19 protein-coding genes are annotated in these 21,636 nt (G+C 43.2%); 13 read left to right on the plus strand and 6 right to left on the minus strand.

The window, feature by feature from the left end; all coding sequences use genetic code 11:
• Window positions 1-62: 62 nt before the first annotated feature.
• The 5 genes from AC0YOD_RS22360 to AC0YOD_RS22380 all read left to right on the plus strand — a co-directional run bounded on the left by AC0YOD_RS22360 (window position 63) and on the right by AC0YOD_RS22380 (window position 5,407).
• Window positions 63-614 carry a CPCC family cysteine-rich protein gene (locus AC0YOD_RS22360; protein WP_475801547.1) on the plus strand — a complete coding sequence of 184 codons (552 nt, stop codon included), beginning with the start codon at window positions 63-65 and terminating at the stop codon, window positions 612-614.
• A 68-nt stretch (window positions 615-682) separates the two neighbouring features.
• A complete protein-coding gene (locus AC0YOD_RS22365) occupies window positions 683-1,144 on the plus strand; it encodes a GNAT family N-acetyltransferase (RefSeq protein WP_475801548.1) in 462 nt (153 codons plus the stop codon).
• Window positions 1,145-1,549: 405 nt separating this feature from the next.
• Window positions 1,550-2,590, plus strand: a complete 1,041-nt coding sequence (locus AC0YOD_RS22370; RefSeq protein ID WP_475801549.1) for a cation diffusion facilitator family transporter — start codon at window positions 1,550-1,552, stop codon at window positions 2,588-2,590.
• A gap of 331 nt (window positions 2,591-2,921) precedes the next feature.
• Window positions 2,922-3,563 carry a hypothetical protein gene (locus AC0YOD_RS22375; protein WP_475801550.1) on the plus strand — a complete coding sequence of 214 codons (642 nt, stop codon included), beginning with the start codon at window positions 2,922-2,924 and terminating at the stop codon, window positions 3,561-3,563.
• 14 nt (window positions 3,564-3,577) lie between these two features.
• Window positions 3,578-5,407 carry a cyclic nucleotide-binding domain-containing protein gene (locus AC0YOD_RS22380; protein ID WP_475801551.1) on the plus strand — a complete coding sequence of 610 codons (1,830 nt, stop codon included), beginning with the start codon at window positions 3,578-3,580 and terminating at the stop codon, window positions 5,405-5,407.
• Between the two features lie 109 nt (window positions 5,408-5,516).
• On the opposite strand, the gene AC0YOD_RS22385 is transcribed toward AC0YOD_RS22380, so the two are convergent.
• The 3 genes from AC0YOD_RS22385 to AC0YOD_RS22395 all read right to left on the minus strand — a co-directional run bounded on the left by AC0YOD_RS22385 (window position 5,517) and on the right by AC0YOD_RS22395 (window position 9,938).
• Complete coding sequence (locus tag AC0YOD_RS22385; RefSeq protein ID WP_475801552.1) at window positions 5,517-6,638, minus strand: ABC transporter permease; 1,122 nt, start codon at window positions 6,636-6,638, stop codon at window positions 5,517-5,519.
• Entirely contained in the window at window positions 6,639-7,568 is a 930-nt protein-coding gene (locus tag AC0YOD_RS22390; protein WP_475801553.1) for an ABC transporter ATP-binding protein, read from the minus strand.
• Between the two features lie 279 nt (window positions 7,569-7,847).
• Window positions 7,848-9,938, minus strand: a complete 2,091-nt coding sequence (locus AC0YOD_RS22395; RefSeq protein WP_475801554.1) for a beta-galactosidase — start codon at window positions 9,936-9,938, stop codon at window positions 7,848-7,850.
• A gap of 157 nt (window positions 9,939-10,095) precedes the next feature.
• Here AC0YOD_RS22395 and AC0YOD_RS22400 point away from each other — a divergent pair, with 157 nt between their 5' ends.
• Window positions 10,096-10,944: a helix-turn-helix transcriptional regulator gene (locus tag AC0YOD_RS22400; RefSeq protein WP_475801555.1), complete on the plus strand. Its 849-nt coding sequence runs from the start codon at window positions 10,096-10,098 to the stop codon at window positions 10,942-10,944.
• Here AC0YOD_RS22400 and AC0YOD_RS22405 read toward each other — a convergent pair.
• Both AC0YOD_RS22405 and AC0YOD_RS22410 read right to left on the minus strand, forming a co-directional pair.
• Complete coding sequence (locus tag AC0YOD_RS22405; protein WP_475801556.1) at window positions 10,941-11,813, minus strand: VOC family protein; 873 nt, start codon at window positions 11,811-11,813, stop codon at window positions 10,941-10,943. The two genes, AC0YOD_RS22400 and AC0YOD_RS22405, sit on opposite strands and share 4 nt — an antisense overlap.
• A 183-nt stretch (window positions 11,814-11,996) precedes the next feature.
• Window positions 11,997-13,184 carry an acyltransferase gene (locus AC0YOD_RS22410; protein ID WP_475801557.1) on the minus strand — a complete coding sequence of 396 codons (1,188 nt, stop codon included), beginning with the start codon at window positions 13,182-13,184 and terminating at the stop codon, window positions 11,997-11,999.
• Between the two features lie 221 nt (window positions 13,185-13,405).
• Between AC0YOD_RS22410 and AC0YOD_RS22415 the strand changes: the two genes are divergently transcribed.
• The 4 genes from AC0YOD_RS22415 to AC0YOD_RS22430 all read left to right on the plus strand — a co-directional run bounded on the left by AC0YOD_RS22415 (window position 13,406) and on the right by AC0YOD_RS22430 (window position 16,753).
• The gene (locus AC0YOD_RS22415; protein ID WP_475801558.1) at window positions 13,406-14,356 is read left to right on the plus strand and encodes an EamA family transporter; all 951 of its coding nucleotides are present in this window, start codon (window positions 13,406-13,408) and stop codon (window positions 14,354-14,356) included.
• Window positions 14,357-14,478: 122 nt separating this feature from the next.
• Window positions 14,479-15,258: an amino acid ABC transporter substrate-binding protein gene (locus tag AC0YOD_RS22420; RefSeq protein ID WP_475801559.1), complete on the plus strand. Its 780-nt coding sequence runs from the start codon at window positions 14,479-14,481 to the stop codon at window positions 15,256-15,258.
• Window positions 15,259-15,338: 80 nt separating this feature from the next.
• Window positions 15,339-15,998 (plus strand): amino acid ABC transporter permease, encoded by a 660-nt coding sequence (locus AC0YOD_RS22425; RefSeq protein ID WP_475801560.1) that lies wholly within the window; start codon window positions 15,339-15,341, stop codon window positions 15,996-15,998.
• A 14-nt stretch (window positions 15,999-16,012) separates the two neighbouring features.
• On the plus strand, window positions 16,013-16,753 hold the full coding sequence (locus AC0YOD_RS22430) for an amino acid ABC transporter ATP-binding protein (RefSeq protein ID WP_475801747.1): 741 nt from the start codon (window positions 16,013-16,015) through the stop codon (window positions 16,751-16,753).
• Window positions 16,754-16,880: 127 nt separating this feature from the next.
• Here the strand turns inward: AC0YOD_RS22430 and AC0YOD_RS22435 are convergent, their stop codons facing one another.
• Window positions 16,881-17,591, minus strand: coding sequence for a DUF421 domain-containing protein (locus tag AC0YOD_RS22435; protein ID WP_475801561.1), 711 nt, complete (start codon window positions 17,589-17,591; stop codon window positions 16,881-16,883).
• Window positions 17,592-17,802: 211 nt separating this feature from the next.
• Between AC0YOD_RS22435 and AC0YOD_RS22440 the strand changes: the two genes are divergently transcribed.
• The 3 genes from AC0YOD_RS22440 (at window position 17,803) to AC0YOD_RS22450 (ending at window position 21,532) form a co-directional block, all read left to right on the plus strand.
• On the plus strand, window positions 17,803-18,936 hold the full coding sequence (locus tag AC0YOD_RS22440; RefSeq protein ID WP_475801562.1) for a sugar ABC transporter substrate-binding protein: 1,134 nt from the start codon (window positions 17,803-17,805) through the stop codon (window positions 18,934-18,936).
• Window positions 18,937-19,055: 119 nt separating this feature from the next.
• Window positions 19,056-20,546, plus strand: a complete 1,491-nt coding sequence (locus AC0YOD_RS22445) for a sugar ABC transporter ATP-binding protein (RefSeq protein WP_475801748.1) — start codon at window positions 19,056-19,058, stop codon at window positions 20,544-20,546.
• Complete coding sequence (locus AC0YOD_RS22450) at window positions 20,543-21,532, plus strand: ABC transporter permease (protein ID WP_475801563.1); 990 nt, start codon at window positions 20,543-20,545, stop codon at window positions 21,530-21,532. The genes AC0YOD_RS22445 and AC0YOD_RS22450 overlap by 4 nt, the downstream gene beginning before the upstream one ends.
• Window positions 21,533-21,636 lie beyond the last annotated feature (104 nt).

Here is a 21,636-nt window from a genome sequence, read left to right on the forward strand (position 1 = left end):
TCAATGAATTAGCAGAAGTATAGTTATATAGGCTTGAAGTATGTTGAGTGAGGTGTCACCATTTGGAACGTGAAGAAGCAATTCTCCATATTATTAAAAACACTATTGCCAATATGACCAACACAGAACGATGTGAAGTGTTGTTAAACTGGTGGGGAATAGATCAAGGAGATTCTTTTTTCAATAATCTACCGGATTCTCTGAAGTATGAAATATTGAATACTAGTGAACCACCTGGGTATGTAATGGATGTGAAATATAATCCACTTATTATCGAAGCCCTAAAAGTTAAATATATTGGAATTAAGAATGAATATTTAGCTGAAAAAGTTTCGGAGATATTAAAGTCGAATTATGTGGTAGAGGGAGCGAATGAGGAGCTGTTACCTTGTCCATGTTGCGAATATAAGACGCTACCCAAAAGAGGTGAATATGAAATTTGCCCAGTATGTTTTTGGGAAGATGATGGAAACACAGACCTACAACATTTTAGTTCGCCTAACCACATGACCCTTGCCCGAGCCCATGAGAATTTCACTAAATTTGGTGCAGCGGACGAATCTTCGTTAAAGTTCCTAGAAGTGGATAGATTTAAGTTCTATAGCACGGAGTGATCATTCAACTAACGGGACACGATAACTGAACAAACCAAGCATCGGTTAGGGTATAAAGGAGTCTACATATGATTAGAAATATAGATATTAGTAACAAAGAAATGGCCCGAAATGTTCTTAATATCCAGATCCCATCATATCAAGTTGAAGCTCAACTTATTAATTTTTTTGATTTACCTCCATTAGGGGAAAATGCTGAAAATCTTCAACAGAGTGGCGAGAATTTTATTGGTTATTATATTAATGACGAATTAGCAGGAGTTATTTCATATAAAATAGAAGCTAATATTTTGGATATTCATCGTTTAATGGTTGCCCCTAATCACTTTCGAAAAGGAATAGGTAGAATACTACTACAGTACATAGAAAAAATTGATAATCATATTCATGAGATCATTGTTTCAACGGGAGCTAATAATAACCCAGCTAAAAACCTTTATATTGATCAAGGTTTTAGTGAAATTGGGAAAATGGAAGTAACTAAAGGCTTATTCATGTCCAACTTTAAAAAGAAAATGAAGGAAATATAAGAGCTAAAACATCAAGAAGAACTCCATATTCCTTTAATTAATTTGACTGATAGAGCGGTTGCTTTGGCAGCCGTTTTTTATTTATTAAGCTGTCTACTTCGTATTCAATAAACCGGCGTAGGTGCTAAATATTTATTTTTCATCCTATAAGAGGTGCAGAGATGCGCTTCTTTTTTTGTTTTCTGTTTTAACAGATGGGGTTAAGGAGAATACAGTTAGGACAATCCTAGAGAAAAATATGGAGAAAATGATGCTTACGTCGAGCCAAATAAATCGTATACAATCAAACGTTGCAAGAATGGAAGAGATTACATATAATTAACATATGAGCATTTATTCATATGTTATAAGAAAGACAAATAAACGATTGAGATTTATTTGTTCAAATGAACGGGGGAAAGCAATATGAGCAGAAGAAATGCTAAGGGGCAAGACGGTAAGGAATTTGAGCATGAAAGTAGTCATGATGATCTGCATGACCATGCAGATCATCAGCACGACCATAACCATCACGATCACAACAACCACGACCATAATCATTCGCATTCGCACTCTCATCTTGGGCACCATCATCATGGTCCGAACAATAAAGCGGGATTGCTAATTGCACTTATCATTACAGCAGGCATTATGGTTTTGGAGTTCGCAGGTGGCTTGATAACTAATTCATTAGCTTTGTTATCGGATTCGGGTCATATGCTTAGCGATACCGCAGCACTTGCGTTAAGCTTAGCGGCGATGTGGTTCGCAGCTCGTCCATCTTCACCGAATCGGACTTATGGCTTTCATCGTTTTGAAATCTTGGCTGCTTTATTAAACGGCGTTACGCTGTTTGTTATTGCGGCGTTCATTATTGCTGAGGCAGTGAAACGTTTTGGAGAACCGCCAACTGTAGCTAGCGGTCCTATGATGATTATCGCGGTGATTGGTTTGGCAGCTAATATAGCAAGCGCATGGTTTCTTATGAGAAAAGGCGATGTAAAGGATAATTTGAATGTTCGCAGCGCCTATCTGCATGTGATAGGGGATGCCATTGGATCTGTTGGAGCCATCATTGCGGGGATCCTTATGTCTCTGTTTTCTTGGTATATTGCAGATCCTATTATAAGCGTGGTCGTAGCTCTTCTTATTTTGAAAAGCGCTTGGGGGATCATTAAATCAACCGTCCATATTCTAATGGAGGGAACACCATTGTCCGTTAATACTGAACAGGTTAACAAGGTTTTGCTCAGTATTGAGGGGGTAAAAGACGTGCATGACCTTCATATATGGACAATAACGTCTGGTCTTGATTCACTAAGCTGTCATCTCACAGTGGAAGATCATGTGGATTGTCAGATCGTGCTGCAGGAAGCGGTTCAGCATATTGCAGATCAATTCAAAATAGAGCATACAACCATACAGATTGAGAAGTCGCAGCTAAAGCATCCCACATTCAAGGTGTGACGGATAAGAAAGCTTGCCATTCTTGTATCTTCGGACTGTTGCTGGATTGCCGGTTAAATAATTAATGCAAGTATTGGTATTTCGCATAAACTCCCTATTTTTTCAAAAATGTAATCATGGTTACAGAATGAAGGCCGGAAAAATAATAAGATAGGTGTAGTTAAAGATGATAGTGAAAAAACCAGATAGTAGGAGGTAGTTAAGTTATCAAAATAGCAATCGACGTCTTTGGCGCAAGTGCTAGGTAATGGATCAATAGAGTTACGAAAACTATTGACTCCAATATAAGGAAATAATATGCTAAATAAGCATGATGAGAGGAAGTTTGCAAATGAACATGAAGAAAAAGATATTATCTGTTAGCGGTATATTTATTGCAGGTGTACTTATCGGTTCGGCCCTCATGTATAATGATTCGTTCTACCATACGGTCAATGACGCGCTAGGCAGAGGTGCAACGCAGAATTCGATTGCATCAGTTGGCAATGTGGGCGGAGTAGAGGCGATTAACGTAAGCAGCATGGATCTTGAAACGGCATTGAAGGCAGTTCAAGATCAGCGATCGCAATTACTGGAACAGCAGTTGAAGGATCAAATCTTAGCAGTGCAGAATAAGAACGATGAGATAGCCAAATTAAATGCCTATCAGTCTAAACTGAATGAGCTAAAGACAAATTTTCCGGCCGATGCAAAATCTGATTCCGCTATAGATGACATACAGAAAGAAGCCTTAAGAAAAGCAATGGAAGAAGCCGGGATGAATACTGCAGACACACCGAAAAGTAAAGGGGAACTCGATGCGTTAACGTCACAAGTAAAAGGTCAAATTGACGCACAATCGAATTCGCAACAAATGGATATGCTTCGTTTGCAAAGTCTGAGTAATAAACGAAATGAAGCGTTTGACGTAATGACGAACTTTATCAAGAAGATGCAGGATTCCAGAAGCAGCATTATCGGCAATATGAGATAAGGGAAGTTGAGCTGATGTCCTCCGAAGACGTATTTTCTTTTTTGCAAGAGCACCCTCTGTTGCGTGGTATCCCCGAGGATGAGCTGCGGATTGCGGCCAGTTCTGTTCAATCTATAGATTTCATAGACGGACAATCGCTCCTTGTTGAAGGAGAAATGGGTACGGAATGTTATTTTATTCGGTCGGGTAACGTACAAGTCTCATCACGTAATTTGGTCGGGAAGTCCATGCTACTAGCCGAGCTCGGACCGGGGGCATTAGTCGGAGAAATCGGATTGCTGCAAAACGAACGGAGAACTGCCCGCGTAACAGCCATTGGTAACGTATCGGCTTTGTGCTTAGATCGTCAGTTATTCGAATTATTTGCCGAAAGCAGCCCGCTGTTTCATGAGAGCATGCTGTTAACCGTCAGCATTCGCATGATCCATCGGAAGCTTCGCAACGCTTCGATATGGTCGGTCATTCCTGACGCTGAGCTTCGCGGTTTAGCGGAAGTTACAACAGTTCGAAAAGTTGCGAAAGGTGAAACCATCGTGGCGGTAGGAGCGCTTACTGATCAGTTTTACATGGTCAGCAAGGGCAGATTGGAAGCTTGCGGAAAGAGAAGCAAAAGGAAGATTCTGCTCGAAGGTGATTTTTTCGGGGAAGCCATGCTATTGACCAATACACCTTCAGAAGTTGCAATTACGGCATCGGAGGATAGTGAATTATTGGTGATGGGAAAGAGTGAGTTTCTGTATGTGCTGCGTTATTACGCACCGATACAGAAGCAGTTTATGGAGATCCTCCACATCCGGACTCCACATCTGGTTTCCAAAGTTAAATATGAGTTTGGGGGAGAGCAAGCCCCCCTCTCCGAGGTACGCAACTCCATACTCCCGAAAGCCAGGGAGCGCTGGATTGACGTACTTCTTTGGCTTGGCGGAGGCTTCATCGCACTGTCCCTGCTGGCTCTATGCCTGAATAACAGTTGGCTGAGTGTTGTGGTTTTGATTGTAGGAGGATTCGTAGGCCCGGTAACATTCGTTGCTTATATTCGAGACCACCAGATATTAGGTTTTCGACTGACGCGGTTAAGCTTGATTTTCGCAGCTTCCGCGATGTTCGCGGTTCCTGTGGCGTGGTTCCTGGAGAGAGCGTTGCTAGTTGGAATCAACGACGGCGGCTTGGATTTCGCACAGTTTAGATTGCCGCTTTCTGTATCATTGATCGAGGAAAGCGTTAAAGTTCTCGTGTGCATCGCGCTTGTCCGGACGAAGCAAATACATTTTCTGATGGATGCGATTGTGTTCGGAGCGGCAGCAGGCATGGGATTTGCCGCGTTAGAAAGCATAATCTATGGATGGTCGCATATGGAAGAGGCATCTTCAGTGGGAATGTTATCCGTTCTCTGGATCAGAGCTTTATTGTCACCATTCGGCCATGGAGCGTGGACGGCGATAGCGACAGCAGGAATCTGGTTCGGTGTAGCGGCAACGAAGTCGAAAGCCTTTGGCAGCGCGCGTGTTGTGTACAAGGTTGGAGGCGCGATTCTCCTGCTTCTCATTGTCATCAGTTTGCATGCGCTATGGGATTACCGTTTTTCCAATGGCTGGACAAAAATTGGGATGATGGTTGTTATCGGTTGTATCGATATCATCCTGTTATACGTCCTTATCCGTATCGGTAGAAGAGAAGAGATTCAAACTCTTGCGACTATGAATCCCTATGTGCAAGAGCATCTGAGACATCCTAATCCGGACGATACGACCGATGGTGAGCTTCATTGCAGCGGATGCGGTACCTTATCTCCTAGAAGTACCAGATATTGCGCTCGTTGTGGAAACGCCTTGAGAATCAAATAAATGGATCAGAATGATGATTGATCAATAAAGCAGCGGTAGTCTAGGACAAGTGTATTTGGCCTAGACTACCGCTGTTTCTACTATTGCATAGATGAGGTTAACCTTAACCTCATCGTGTCGCTGTAATCGCTTTGGATTTGTATACCTGTGAAGCAACAAGGAAGGAAACAACACCCCAGAGCAGCATGATGCCAATTCCCATCCAAAAGTTACTGGAAAAGACACCGGTCGCATAAATGAGACCATCTCGCATGCCATCTACAAAATAGGTGAGTGGAAGCATTCCCGTAACCGGCTGCAGCCATTGTGGCAATGATTCAACGGGAAAGAATACACCGCTGAGAAACATCATGAGCATACTGGCGATATTGGCCATGCCCATGTAAGCATCCGTCGTTTTACTGAATGATGAGAATAAATAACCTAGTGCGTTAAATACGATTCCACCTGCAAAAAAGGCAATAACCAAGCTGAATACATTAATATGCAGATTAGCTCCGAATCCAAACACACCAATGAGAGTGAGCATAATAATTTGAAGAATTCCGAGCATAAGCCGTACGAGCATGCCAGCCAACCCATAGAGTCCCATATTGGCAGGTGTCATTCGAAGTCTTTTCATTAATCCGAGCCTTCGCATCTCTACAAGACTTACCATACCGAATAATCCACCTTGTGCGACAGAAAGACCTATCATGCCTGTAAGGAGAAAATCGGCATAATTCAAGTTTTCAGCCCCAGGGGAAACGGTATCTTTTGTTATGCTGTAAGTAGGAGTTGCACCCGCAACAGCCCAATTGGTTTGTTGAATGAATTGATCTAAAATACCAGATATGGCTTGTGCGGCAGCTCCTTGCTCATTTTTTTTGTTGACGATGAGCTGTAAGGTAGAGGCATCGTTGGACTCGGGAAGAATTATGAGCGCATCGATATCTTCCTTCTCTACCCATTCCTTTCCAATCTCTTTGCTGACGGGCTGCTGCTCTTTGAATTCAAACATAGGCAGCTGTCGCAATTGCTCAAGAAGCATACCCGATGCAGCATTTGGCTGCGAATCCACGACAGCGATTGTAGCTTTGAAGCTGCCGCCCGAATTCCCTCCGAAGATAACCATGAAGATGACCATCAATATAATGGGAAAAAAGATATTCCAAAACCATACCTGCTTCTCACGGAACATCATTTTGAGCTGAGCGGAAAACATTTTGGAAAATTGCTTCATATTGTTCATTTAGTCCCTCCATTCCTTTCCGGTGAAGGCTATGAATACATCCTCTAGACTCATTTCGCGAATTGAAATTTGTTCGACGCGGAAGCCACGGTCTTTCGTAAACCCAAATAACTCATAAAGCGTTTCCTCCGGCTGTGTTGTCCATAACTGAAGAGAGGCACCTTCACGGTTTGTGCGAACGACAGCTGGGTGGAAGCTGGCAAACGTCTCCGTTTCAATCGCTGCTCCTTCTCCATCAAGCAATGCCAGTCTAACCTCTCGTTCATGCGTAAGACGATCGATGAGTGCAGCTGGAGTATCCAAGGTGATGATCCTTCCCTGATCGACAATACAGACGCGGTCGCTCAGTTTCTCGGCCTCTTCCATATAGTGAGTGGTAAGTATGGTTGTTTTTCCGAGTGCCTTCAGCTTAAGTATAATATCCCAAATGTTGCGTCTTGCCTGAGGATCAAGTCCAGTTGTCGGCTCATCAAGGAAGATAAGCATAGGGTCATTTATCATAGCGAGACCGATTGCAAGCCGCTGTTTCTGACCGCCGGACAGCTTCTTAACCTGCTTAGCACGCTGATCGGTCAAGTTGATCATTTCAAGGACTTCTGCGGTTGGGCGTGATTTTGGATAAAAGGTTGCGAATAGATCAAGATTTTCTTCCACAGTCAACAAATCAAATAAGGCGCTCGATTGCGGTTGGACGCCAATGGCAACTTTTATTTGGTCACTATGTTTGGTCCAATTCAAAGAACCGAACTTTATCTGACCTGAATCTGGCGATTGAAGGCCTTCAATCATTTCAAGTGTAGTTGTTTTGCCGGCGCCATTTGGCCCAATGATGGTGAATATCTCACCTGCTTCTACCGAAAAGCTGATATCCGCGACTGCGGTGACAGAGCCATAAGCTTTTCTCAAATGACTAACTTCTAACACGGGCATAAGGCTGGCCTCCTATTGGTTGAAGATTGGCAGATCGCTATTTGCGGCTGGGTTTTATTGAGTGAGGATTGACTGTAGATTCATTTTAAAACAAATCTATTTTATGTGAATACCGCCCAGAGCATGCTTTCGAATCGGTCTGCAGAAGGAGAAGCCGTTGCGTTTACAGCTAGTGTTTAAGTGAAAGAGAATAGAAGCTTAGTTATGAGAAAAAAGCCCCCAGCCTTTATCGATAATCAAGTTATCGAATCGGTTAGGGGCTTATCACTTCTTATAGGATTAGCTTAATATCATAACACCGTAGCCTTCAAGTGTTATGCTGCCGCTTAATACTCGTCCGGTTAGCAGATCCGTTTTCTCTTCGCTTATCTTCAATAGCGCAGACTGTTCGCTGTAGTTAAGCAGGAAGTGAAGCGGTCCATCGGCATCCTCACGAATGGCAAGCTCGACTTCCTGCGGGAGAGACAACCAAGCATCCGTTGGGGAGAGTAGCCCAAGTCGTTCGATGACTTGAGCAGCGGAGTCCTCGTTGAACACCGCGCCGAAATACCAAGCCTCACCCTTGCCAAAGCGGTTTTTTGTAACGGCAGGCTTGCCTGCGTAGTAGTCAGATGCGTAATGTGCAATAACTTCAACAGAATCATTTTCAACTTGCAGCACATCATTGAAAGCATCGGCAGCAGTTAAAATGTCAGCTCCTGTTGAAACCTCAGCATTTGCCAAGGTGTCGTTTATGTTGTTCCACTTCATAAGCGTTTCAGGCCGCGTTCCTTTGACCATCGTAAATTCTTCGACGGAAATGCCGCACAGCCCAGCTGCTGCGCCCGGGAAAGGACGCATATAGCAATGTCCGCGCTCATCCTTATAACCAGTGCGGCAGCCGAAAATAATAATGCCGCCATCACGTGTATACTGCTCTAGAAGAGCGGCTGTCTCATCACGCATAATGGCTGGGTGAGGATAAACGAGCACCTTATAGCGTTTCAGATCTTCAATCGTCGTACTGCTGCGCATATATAAGGTGTCGCTTGGAATATGACGGCGTGTTAGTGCTTTGTACCAAGCCTTACCGCTTTGCCAAGAGAATGGGCCATGCCATACATCATATTCGCCATCCCACTCATTGTCATAATCACGCAGCAGAGCGATTTCTGCTTTGTATTGTGTCGAAGCGATTCGGCTGCCAGCTTGAGCCAGCTCTCCACCAATTTGTCCAGCTTCGCGTACACGTCTGTTCGGTTGGTTATGGTAATCATTAATGCCATGCCAGTAGATTTCATTGCCGAAAGTCGCTGTCCGCCAGCGGAAGTATAAGACCATGTTGGCTCCGTGGGCGATGGATTGATAAGTCCATAAGCGCATTTGTCCTGGTTTTGGCGAAGGCATATCCATGCGATTCACCCAGCCGCCTGGTCCAGCTTGCTGCTCCATGATGCAGAAGTTAGGTGAAATGGATCGAACAGCGCCAAGCGTCTGGCTCCAGCCTCTGTCTGCCAGTGGATTTAGTTCATTTTTATCGTAATAGATCGTTGAGAATTGCGGATAAGAATCATAGCTAAAAAAATCGAGCAAGTCATCATGCAGCTTATGGCTGTCCAAATGTCCAAATAATCCATTTGTCGTTACCCATTGATTAGGTGCAACCTCCCGCAAAATATCGCCCTGAACCTTCGCATAGGAGATCGTATTATCGGATACAAATCGTTTCTCATCAAGCGCTTGATGCGGATTCGGTTGCTTGTGAGCAGGCGTTGGGCGAGGCAGAAAAACCTGCTCCCAATCCGAATAAGTTTGACTCCAAAAAACAGTACCCCATGCTTCATTCAGCTTATCCAGCGTACCGTATTTCGCCCTCGTCCATTCGCGGAAGGCATCATGGTCTGCTGGCGCATAAAATTCGCTGATCTCACAGTTGAATTCATTATCGATCTGCCAGCCGATAACAGCAGGATGATCCTTATAATGCTCGGCCATCTTACGAGTAATGATAGCGGAGAGATCGCGGTATTTCGTACTGCTATAGTTGTAATGACGACGCAGACCATGCTGCAAGGTGACACCATCCTGTGTGACATTCAACACCTCGGGATAACGATGAGTTAACCATGCTGGAGGCGTAGCAGTCGGTGTACCAACAATAACCTTTAACCCATATTTATGTGCAAGCGCAAGTGTGCGATCGAATAGATCAAATGAGAAGACACCTTCCTCGGGCTCGAAAATCGACCAAGCAAATTCGGCTACACGAACGATGGAGAAGCCGAGTTCCTTCATACGGCGATAATCGTCCTCCCATAAGCTCTCTGGCCATTGCTCCGGGTAATAACAAACGCCAAGATGAAAATCCTTTAGTGCGTCAGGATGCTTCATTATTTACTCCTCCTATGAATTATTGATCTAATATGCAAATATATTGCGAACCATTGTCTTATTTAATTATTGTAAAATCAATAACTCTCTTCGTAAATAACAATATCCTGCGAACTATGATACAATATTGCGAACTTGAAAAGTAAGGAGATTGGCTATGAAACAGCATTATATCGTTCCGAAGCCTTCCTATTCTCACTATGTATGTTACCCTGATTTAATCGGCAGGTATCAGCAATTTCCGCAGCATGCTGAGCGAAGAGAGCATGGACAATTAAAGCATTATAATTTGCATTTGATATTCAGCGGAAGCGGTTATGTTATAAATGGAAGTGGAGAGCGAATGCAACTGGGAGCAGGAGATGGGTTTCTATTTCCGAAGCATGCTTTTCAGCAGTATGGCGCGAGCGTGGAAGATCCTTGGGATGTGCGATGGATTCATTTTGAGACACAAATCCCGTTGCCTATGCTTCGAGAAGCAGATGATTTTGGAAGCTGGTTGTTTACCTACTCCAATAGTGAGCGGTTTAAGGAGCTTATGGAGGAGATGTATGTATTATGCAGTCCCTTCGAGACGAGCAGTGAACCGCGGTTATCAGCACTGCTTTATGAGATATTAGCGCAGCTGATGCAAAATACGGAACGGCTGGAGGGTTCTTCGGCACTGGAGAAGCAGAATGCTATTCGCATGGCTGCGGATCAGATAAGGAATAAAAGCGAGGAAGCATGGAGCTTGGAGAGAATGGCGGCACTTTCGGGCTACAGTACTTATCATTTTCTGAGGCTGTTTCAGAGTGTTATGGGCAAAACGCCAAATCATTATGTCACGGAATGCCGAATCGCAGCAGCCAAGCTGCTGCTTGCGACTACGGCATTAACCGTGACTGAGGTTGCAGCGAGATGCGGGTTCGCACAAGCCAGTTATTTTATACGCGTATTCCGAACTGCTGAAGGTTTATCTCCGAAAATGTACCGAACCATCTACGGACAAAATGCGCTTCATTAAGCGGATTGTAAGCCCAGACGGATCGCTATGCCCGTAGGATCATGAACGACAAAGATGTCCTCTTGCTCATCAACGGAGACGTCTTTACTGCGAAGATGTGTAAGCACCGATTGGCGTGCTTCTTCATTTGGAAATAAGATCGTGAAGTACGCTAAGCCAACTGTCTGAGCGGAGGGCAGCTGAGCGCCAACGCCAGCCCATATATTCATCCCAATGTGATGGTGATAGCCGCCAGCGGATACGAAGAGAGCGGAATTTTGAGCGAAGTTGCCAACGACTTCAAAACCAAGAGCTCCTTCATAGAAAGCACGAGAAATCCGCAGGTCGCCAACATGCAGATGAATATGCCCCATAACCGTATCGGACGGCAGGCCTTTCCACTCGATCCCCTCGCTCAGAGCAAGCAGGTTATCCCAATCAAGGGGATCAGTTGCCATTACATAGTAGCCATCAGCATCACGTTCCCACTGATCCCGCGGGCGGTCCCTATAAATTTCAATGCCGTTATTGTCGGGGTCAGCAATGTAAAGCGCTTCGCTGACGAGATGATCGGCTTGACCGATATGAATGCCTGTTGCAATCAGGTTGCGCAAAGCAAGTGATAGAGAAAGACGATCCGGCAGCAACAATGCAAAATGGTACAAGCCCGCTTGATTGCGTCTTTGCGGTATAGCTGCCTGTGGAATTTCTTCCAATAGAAGCAGTGGGGATTTTCCATCAGCGGTTAAGGACGCTGTGTGTTCTCCAGCTTCATGCTTTAGCAGCTTCAATCCCACAACTTCTTCATAAAAACGTATAGATCTCTCTAGTTGACTCACCTTAAGTTTAACTTCGCCTAGTGCTATTTGTGGATCTATGTGTGAAGCCATTCCAATCACTCCTTCTATCTTGTTTGAACTCACCTATCTATTATTACTTACTTAAAATAAATAACTTACTTTTAATAATAAACGGTATCGGAACGAAGAGCAATCATTTTCTCGCTATATAAACGAAATCCATTTTGGGATAAAACAAAAAAAACGTCTCAAAATGAGACGCAACAGAGTCATTTACGCTTGAGCGTTCAAGCTCTGTTCTTTTGTAGCGGCAGGTTTCTTCTTGGTCGGAAGAGGTCCAAATAGAATCCAGTGCCACTTAAATTTTGCACTTATCGTTACGATCAGCCAAGGTATGAACAGCGCAACTAAGAAGCCGCCAGCTGCCCAAATATGATAGAGAAGAGGCTTTCCGCTGGCATCTGCTTGTCTGTACAGATATAGTATGGCTGGATGAATTAAATAAATACCAAACGAAACCGCTCCGAGATGAATGAGTGCTTTGACCGCTTTAGCATTCCACTTGGCATATACCCAATAGGCGAGTTGAATAAGTACAATACCAGCGGTTAAACAACGAACCTCGTCGATAATCTCCAGCAAATTTGAATCTATATTAAGCTTATTATGTAAACGTAAATAATAATAGGTATTCACTTCAATCATGCTTGATGTAATAAACAATGCCCATAAAATAATCCAGGCTGTTATTTTTGGAGGCGTTGCATTTTGCTTCGAAATTTTGATCCAATCAACCAGCTTCATATAATAGATGCCGAGAAATGCGCCAGCTGCAAAATACAACATATACGTAAAGGAATAGCTGCCGCGGTTGTGCAGCATCAAATCAGGCGCTATTTTGAAAATAAATAACCATTGTATGAAAAGACCGATCCAAAGAAAGTGTATGCCAAGTGATTTAAAACGTTTGACAGCATAAAGCAAAAAAGGAGCCAGTATATAAAACTGAAGAATAATGACGACAAAATAAAGATGCGTATAAGTTTTACCTATAATGAGAGTATCGAAAAATTTCTTAGTCGTAAAATAGCCCAAAAATGTCCCAACATCTGTGAAACCATAGGTTGCAATTCTGGTTAGTCCATAATAGAGAAATGAAAAGACGAGAAAAGGGATAAGCGTTTTGAAGATTCTTTTTTTGTAGAAATCACCGAAGGTTTTGAGTGTGAATGGTTTATCGTAGTAGTTGTAAAACAAAACAAAGCCGCTTAAAAAAACAAAAACAGGCACTGCGAATTTGGGGAATGTATTCAAGAAAACGTAGAACGGGTAGAGAGTGGATAAGTGATCGTAACCTCCTATAATCGCTGAAGTGGCATGAATCATGACCACTGCCATTATGCCAAAGGCTCTAGCGATTTCAAGCTCGGGCAGGTACGGTCTTTTTGCAGCCTGTGCCATCAAAATCCCCTTATTCGATTGGAATGAGTGCGGTTTATTTTCTAAAAAAAGCCGCTAGCGTTATTATAAGATTTTTGTTAAATATATACAATCTATTTATTTTTTGCAATTTAGAAAATTTACACTTATGGAAATTCCCTTCTTTTGTGGCAGACAAATAGAGCTCCTCTTGTTATGATTGGATCTATTATGCTAATTATGGAAAGGGGATTTCACCTCTTATGTGGCTTACTTATTCGGTGTTTGCAGCCGTCTGCTTTGGGTTGCGCGGCATTCTTTATCATTGGACGAGTCAACAAAAGCTTAGTCGGAATTTATTGCTCTGCGGAACCTTTACGATGGGAGCGCTTATCTGCGGACTATGCGCCCTTATTTTCTCTTCCAATTGGACACTTCCGGCACTTATTGGCATTCAAATGGGTCTGTTTTCATTCGGAGCCAATGCCAGCATGTTCAAGGGTTTTGTAGTGGGCAAAGCTTCGCTTGTTGCGATTTTGACGGCATTGCCGTCAGTCGTAGTCGTTATTGTTGCATTTGGACTTTGGGGCGAGAAGCTGCACCTGATGCAGCTAGTTGCCTTTATCGTTATTGTGGGGGGCGTCCTGCTTGTTCGGCTATCTAATGATATATCGTTAAAAAACCTCCAAGGCGCACAGTGGGGCTTGCTTGCTATGATTCTGTTTGCAGCGAATGATCTATCAGGCAAATGGTCGACTATTATGGAGGCAGAATTGTTTCCAACGATGTTTTTTATGTTTATAACCGGAGCAAGCTGCTTTGGGATTTGGTGGATGCGTGATTTGAAGCTGGAACGAAGTCGACAGGAGCGAATGCCGCAAACGGCAGGCTCAGCTTTATCCTCTCGCACCGTGCAGGTATCACAGCACGCATCTAAAGAGATGGAGGAAGCAAGATCGGTTAAGTGGAGCAGTAAACGTACCTTTTTCGTCGGCATGGCTGTCGGGACAACAAATGCATTTGGCATGATGCTGATCGTGACTGCTTTTGATTTAGGCAAAGCTGGCTTGGTATCTGCTGTTACGGCGCTTAACGTACTTATTGTTCTACTATATACACGATTTGTGGTGAAGGAGAAATTCACAAAAACCGAAATTACGGGCATCTCTCTAGCATTTTTTGGCATTCTATTAATGAGACTTTTTGGAGCTTAATTTTATGCTGGAATCATCGCGACAACATTCGACATCTTTCTAGTAAATATGATATTATACTACTTTGATAACATGGTAACGTAGTAAAGCAGATTGGACAACACGAGGGGGACACAGAGATTATGAAACGTTTTGCAGCAATGATTCTAGTTATCTCGGCAGCTATCGCAATTTTTACAGGATGCTCCAGTTCGAAGAATGCCAACGGTGATGTAAACAAAATCGTCATCGGCATTGATGACAAATTTGCACCGCTAGGATTCAGGGATGATAAGAATGAGATCGTTGGTTTTGATATCGATTATGCCAAAGCAGCAGCAGAAAAAATGGGTGTGACTGCAGAGTTTCAACCTATTGATTGGAAAACAAAAGAATCCGAGCTTAATAGCGGTCGTATAGATTTGATTTGGAACGGCTATACCATTACTGATGAGCGTAAAGAAAAGGTATTATTTACAAATCCATATTTAGAAAATGCACAGGTTGTTGTAACTTTGGCGAAATCAGAGCTTACGAAGCTTGATGACTTGACTGGAAAAACGGTCGGCATTCAATCTCTTTCTTCAGCATCGGATGCACTGAATGCTAACCCTATTCAATCCAAAATAAAAAAAGTTACGGAATACAGCGATAATGTTCTTGCGCTTAGCGATCTGAAAATTGGACGCGTAGACGCAGTCGTTATTGATGAAGTCGTTATGAAATACTATATATCCAAAGAAGAAGGCAGCTTCAAGCTTCTGGATGAAGCACTGGCACCTGAACAATACGGAGTCGGTGTGAAGAAGGGCAATGAAGCATTGCTTGAAAAGCTGAAAAAAGCGCTGGATGAGTTGAATCAAGACGGTACAGCGGCTGAAATCTCGAAAAAATGGTTTGGTGAAGACAAGATTCTTAAATAGAAGGAACGTTAATTGAGTGATGATAGGGCAAAACGGGTTTCTCATGAGAAATCCCGTTTTGTTTTTTGGGGGAATATAGGATGTTTTCAGAGTATTACAGCTCGATGATTAAGCCCATGCTTGAAGGGGCACAAATGACGGTATTATTGTTTCTGATCGCCATCGTGGCGTCGATTCCGTTAGGATTCGGGCTGACACTAGCTGTAAAAAGCAAGTATAAATCAATCGCTTGGCTTGCAACAAGCTATATCTACGTCATGCGGGGCACTCCGCTACTGCTGCAGTTGTTAGTCATTTGCTTTGGACTGCCGATGATCCCGGTAATAGGAGAATACATGGTGCTGGATCGGTTTACTGCAGCATGCGTCGGCTTTATTTTAAACTATGCTGCCTATTTCTCTGAAATATTTCGAGGAGGCTTGCTGTCCATTGATAAAGGGCAGTATGAAGCGTCACAGGTGCTGGGCTTCAACAAATGGCAGACCATGACTCGTATTATTTTGCCTCAAATGTTTCGTGTTGTACTGCCGGCTGTGTCTAATGAATCGATTACACTAATCAAGGATACCGCACTGCTTTATGCCGTAGCCGTTCCAGAGCTGCTGCATTTTGCACAAACGGCGGTCAATCGTGATTTTACGATCGTACCTTTCTTTATAGCTGGTATTATTTATTTAATCATGACGCTCCTGTTAACCTTCCTCTTCAAATGGATGGAACGTAAATTTAAATTTGAATAAAAGGAATGGCAAATGTGGCTATTATAGAAGTAACTAAACTAAGTAAATCATATGGTTCCTTGCATGTTTTAAAGGGAATGTCGTTTGAAGTGAATAAAAAAGATGTTATTGCGGTTATCGGACCTTCCGGCTCGGGAAAAAGTACGATGCTAAGAACGCTCGTTCATCTAGAAGGAATCGATGATGGCAGTATTCAAGTGGCGGGTGATTTCCTAGTCAAAGACGGCAAGTACTCTCCTGCCAAAGAGATTAAGCGAATTACGGCAAAAATGGGCATGGTCTTTCAGCATTTTAATCTGTTTCCTCATCTCACTGTGAAGCAAAACCTAGAGCTTGCGCCGAGGTTGGTCAAGGGTGAGCTCGCAGCGGATATACAAAAAAGAAGTGTTGAGCTGCTGGACAAGGTAGGACTGTCCAATCGGGCATCCGCATACCCGTCTAATCTTTCGGGCGGACAGAAGCAAAGGGTTGCGATTGCTAGGGCGTTAATGATGAATCCAGATATATTACTGTTTGATGAGCCAACCTCTGCATTAGATCCAGAGCTAACTGGTGAAGTGCTGCAGGTTATGAAAAGCCTTGCTGAGGAGCATATGACAATGATTGTGGTTACGCATGAAATGGGCTTCGCTCGTGAAGTGGCAAACAAGGTCATGTTCATGGATCATGGTGAAATCATTGAATCTGGTCATCCAGATCAGCTCTTTTCTAATCCTCAGTTTGATCGGACCAAAGCTTTCTTGAACCGCACTTAGGGAATAAGCTGACGCAAAAAAGAAGCCTTTCCATTTGAGGAGGGCTTCTTTTTGCTCTGTCAGTATGCTATTTATTTGGAACTAATGATATTTTACTTATAAATAGGATGCTAAAGACTGTTCCTCTTTAATGAAGCATTTCTCTACCCGCTGACTCCATAGGGCTAATATGAATACCCTCTTCCTTTCGCCACTCGGCGTAAAATATATTTTTTTCATCGCTGTAACCGTGAGTTTCCAGCTCGTTATATAACCATTGCTTGTCGAATCCGCTGTCATGAAGATTGCCCCATAAAACCTTGCCATCTATTATAAGGGAGACGGGAAGATAGACATGCCCTTCAGGAAGCTTGAGATCCTCCTTATTGGGCTGTTGATACTTGGAGTAGAGCAGCAGGCTGATCTGACCGTTCACCTCTAAAATGCCGTATTTAACCTCGCGTAAGGAAAAAACGCTGCTTTGTCGCAATAGGCTTAGCAGATCTCCAACCTCCAGCTTGTTTTTCCTTAGCGCCTTGCGGTCAATGATTCCGTCACGAATAACAATGGAAGGATTCCCAACTAGCAAAGCGCGAGTTGATTTATATTTTTTGGTGACCTTCTCCACAACAAGCAAGAGAAGTGTCCATAATCCAATCGCATATAAAAAGTGGAAAATTCGAATGTTGTTATCATAAATCGTACTTCCTAGAAACTCACCGAGCACGAGCACAAATATGAAGTGAAAAGGCGTGAGCTGATTGATGGCCGTTCGACCGGTTAATGTAATTATTAAAAATAAGGATATAAAACCGATAATTACTTTAATAGAAAGCAGCCCGAGATGAATAGTTTCCAATTTATACGCTCCTCTATACTGAAATGAACATGGGATCGTTCTATGCTATTCATGGTCATATGTCGGATAAGATATACACGGAGTGGATGGATGAAGCATGTTGAGTTGTTTTGAAGGAAAAGATGTTTAAATTTGTATTGACCATTTTTACTAAATCCTATAGGATTACTATTAATAATGTTTTTATCTATCAACTAGGGGGAATAACAGAATGAAAAACAGAAAAATACGTATTTTGTTCGGCTTATTGATGGTATTCGTAATTGTTATTACAGGATGTGGCCAAACAAATGGTGGAAACACGAACGGTGTCGATTCCAATAAAACGGGCAGCAAAGAGGTTGAAAATCTTCCTGAAGCAATCGCAGCAAAGAAAGAAATCAAACTAAAAGTGATTCGCAAAATCGGCGGAGATGATCATACAGCGCAGTTTTTAGCAGGGGCAAAGCAAGAAGGAGAGTCATTAGGATTCAAAGTGGATACCTTCTCAGCAAACGGCGATACAGCTAAATTTCTAGATGCGCTAGACCAAGCCGCTGATAGCGACTACGACGGTGTTGTCATCTCACATGGTGAAGATCCTGCAACAGTAGCGGCTGTTCAAAAGATGAGAGATAAAGGCATTGAGGTCGTAACCTTCGATTCTGTTGGCGAGCTTGCAAATGTATCAGGCGTGACGTTAACCTCGCAAGATGATGAAGCTCTTGCTCAATATGCGCTGGACCAATTGCTTAAGGAGCAAGGCGAGGATGCAAAAATTGTTTATCTGTGGGTAGATGGCTTCCCTCCAATGGTACGCCGCAATAACGTATATAAGGATACACTTGCAAAACACACTGGGATTAAAGAATTGGAGCGTTTTGGTGTAGCGACTGATAACACAACCGTTGAAACGCAAAATGCGGTTGCAGCTATGCTTACGAAATATCCAAAAGGTGAAATTGATGCCATTTATGCGACATGGGATGCATTCGCTATTGGAGCGGCAAGAGCATTAATTGAAGCAGGTCGTACGGAAATCAAAATTTATGGTATTGATGTATCAAATGCGGACTTGCAAATTATGCAGGAAGAGAACAGCCCTTGGGTTTCGACTGCTGGTGTTGATCCTAAAATGATTGGTGCAGTTAACGTGCGCTTGCTGGCCAAAAAAATAGCTGGTGAAGAAACGCCAGCTACGTATAGTCTTGAGGCAGCGCTCATTGATCAAGAAAGCTTGAAAAAAGCTTCTGAACCGGTAAATATGGTCACTCTAGCTGAAATTGTTCCAGGCTGGGGCACAACGGATGCATTTTTAGAGGATTGGATGACAAGCTTGAAAGCCGTGCACGGCAAATCAAAATAATGCTAAATTAGAAATGGTTCTTATCATACTGGCGCCCTTATCCATTGGATAAGGGCGCTGTATCCTGTTTAGAGAGGAAGGTGCGTCTGGTGAGTGATTCGGTGGCAAGCCGATTAGAGATGAAGGAGATTTCGATTACTTTTCCAGGAGTGAAGGCATTAACCAATGTAGACTTTCATACGGTCGCAGGTAGAGCTCATGCATTGATTGGAGCGAATGGTGCGGGAAAATCTACTCTTATGAAGGTACTCGCTGGTGCTTATGATCATTATACGGGTCATATTCTGATCGACGGCTTGGAAGCGAATATTCGCACGCCGAAGGATGCTAAGGAGTATGGCATTCAGGTCGTTTATCAAGAGGTGGATACCGCATTAATTCCTAATCTTACAGTTGGTGAGAATATCATGCTGGAGAGAACTGTGCATGATATGAGAGGCCGACACTGGGTTCGTTGGAAGCAGCTTCACCAATCGGCGCAAGCCATTTTAGAGAGAATGAATGTAAGGGTTCCAACTAAGAAGCTTGTTCAGGATTTAACACTAGCTGAGAAGCAAATGGTGCTTATTGCCCGTTCAGTCGCTATGAAATGTCGTTTTCTCGTATTGGATGAGCCTACTGCTCCGCTGAGTCAGACGGAAACGGAACAGCTATTCCGCTTAATCCGATTGTTGAAATCGGAAGGGGTAGGCATCATTTTTATATCTCATCGTCTGCCAGAGCTTTTCGAAATATGTGATGATATTACGATTATGAGAGATGGGCAGCTTGTTGTAAGAGAAGAGATGATAAATGTAGATCACCAGCAGGTCGTTGAATATATGCTGGGAGCCAAAATGGATGGTCAGTTTCCCAATATGGAACGTACGATTGGTGAAAAATGCTTTGAAGCGAAGGATATTCATGACAACGGCAAAGTAAATCATGTCGATTTCCATATCCGCAAGGGTGAAATTGTGGGGCTGGCAGGCTTAGTAGGCGCGGGGAAAACAGAGCTATGCAGAGCGCTGTTCGGCGCTTCTGCTTCTTCTACTGGAAATATCTATTATGACGGACAAAAAATAAATAATAGTTCTCCTCATCAAGCGGTACGCAGCGGGCTTGCGCTCGTGCCTGAGGAAAGACGGCGTGAGGGTGTCTTTGTAGAGGACACGGTGTCCCTTAACCTGACTGCGGCTAATTTGTCCAAGTTTACAAGATGGGGATCATGGCTTAGCGCCGCCAAAGAAAAAAAAGCATCCGATGAGATTATTCGAAATCTGGGCATCAAAACCCCAAATGCCAGTGCTAAGGTTAGAAATCTTTCTGGGGGCAATCAGCAGAAGGTTGCCATTGGAAAGTGGCTGCTAGCTGATGCTGATGTCTATATTTTTGATGAACCGACCAAGGGTGTCGATGTTGGTGCAAAGAGAGACATTTATGAGCTGGTGGCTGAACTTGCGGCGCGCGGGAAATGTATTTTATACGCATCCAGTGAGTTATCTGAAATGATAGGCATAACGGACAGGATGTATGTCATGTATGACGGCGGTATTATAAAAGAGCTCGAAACGAAGCGGACTAATGAGGAAGAAATCTTATTGTACAGCACGGGAGGCATATTATCATGAATGCGGCTGGATCATTGAAAAACAAAAAGGTGTTTCACTTTTTTGATTTTTTGTACAAATACGGAACACTTATTACAATCGTTTTGTTAATAGCTTTTTTCGGAACGGCTACAGATAACTTTTTGAGCTCATCTAATATTATTAATATTTTACGATCCATTTCAATCGTTACAATTATCGCAATCGGTCTGACTGTTTCTTTAGCGGTAGGGGGCTTTGACTTGTCAGTCGGCTCAACAGCTTCACTAGCTAATGCGCTGGTCATTTCTATGTATGTCTGGCATGGACAATCCGCTGGATTAGGTATCGCGATTACGATTGGGTTCTGTCTGGTTGTCGGTTTGATTAATGCCTTTCTCGTTATTAATTTTAAAATTCAGGATATGCTGATGACGCTCGCAACGATGTTCATATTTCAAGGCGTTGCACTAACCTATACAAGAGGGGCGACGATCTCCCAAAACATGATTATGCCTAATGGAGATTTCGCAACGGGACAAATTCCTAAGGTATTCGGAAAAATTGGCCAGGTTCCTTGGATTATTGTCATTATGCTGGTTGTTGTTCTAGCGGTTCATATCTTTCTTAATTACACAAAGCATGGCCGTTACCTTTATATGATTGGGGGCAATCCTGAAGCGGCTAAGCTGTCGGGTATCGCGGTAAGCAAATATCGTTTGATTGCCTATTTAGTGTCAGCACTATTTGCTGCAATAGGGGGAATTGTGCTCGGTGCGCGCATCATGAATGCCGAGGTCAATGCAGGCGGCCCCTATCTCATGGATGCCGTAGCAGCTGCATTTATCGGTTATTCTGTGCTTGGCGCAGGCAAGCCAAACGCTTTTGGTACTTTTGCAGGAGCAGTGTTGATCGGTATTTTATCAAATGGCCTCATTATGCTGTCCGTTCCTTATTATGCGATGGATATTGTGAAGGGCTCCGTGCTTGCTCTAGCGCTAGCAATTACGTATTACAAGAGAAGATAAAGATTACCCTATCTCGTTTTTAACATTAGGCGGCTATTCTGAAAGTAGAAATAGAGCTAGATTAATCTAGCTCTATTTCGTATGGCAGAGGCAATATAAAGGTC

Source organism: Paenibacillus sp. J31P13 (genome assembly GCF_056269295.1).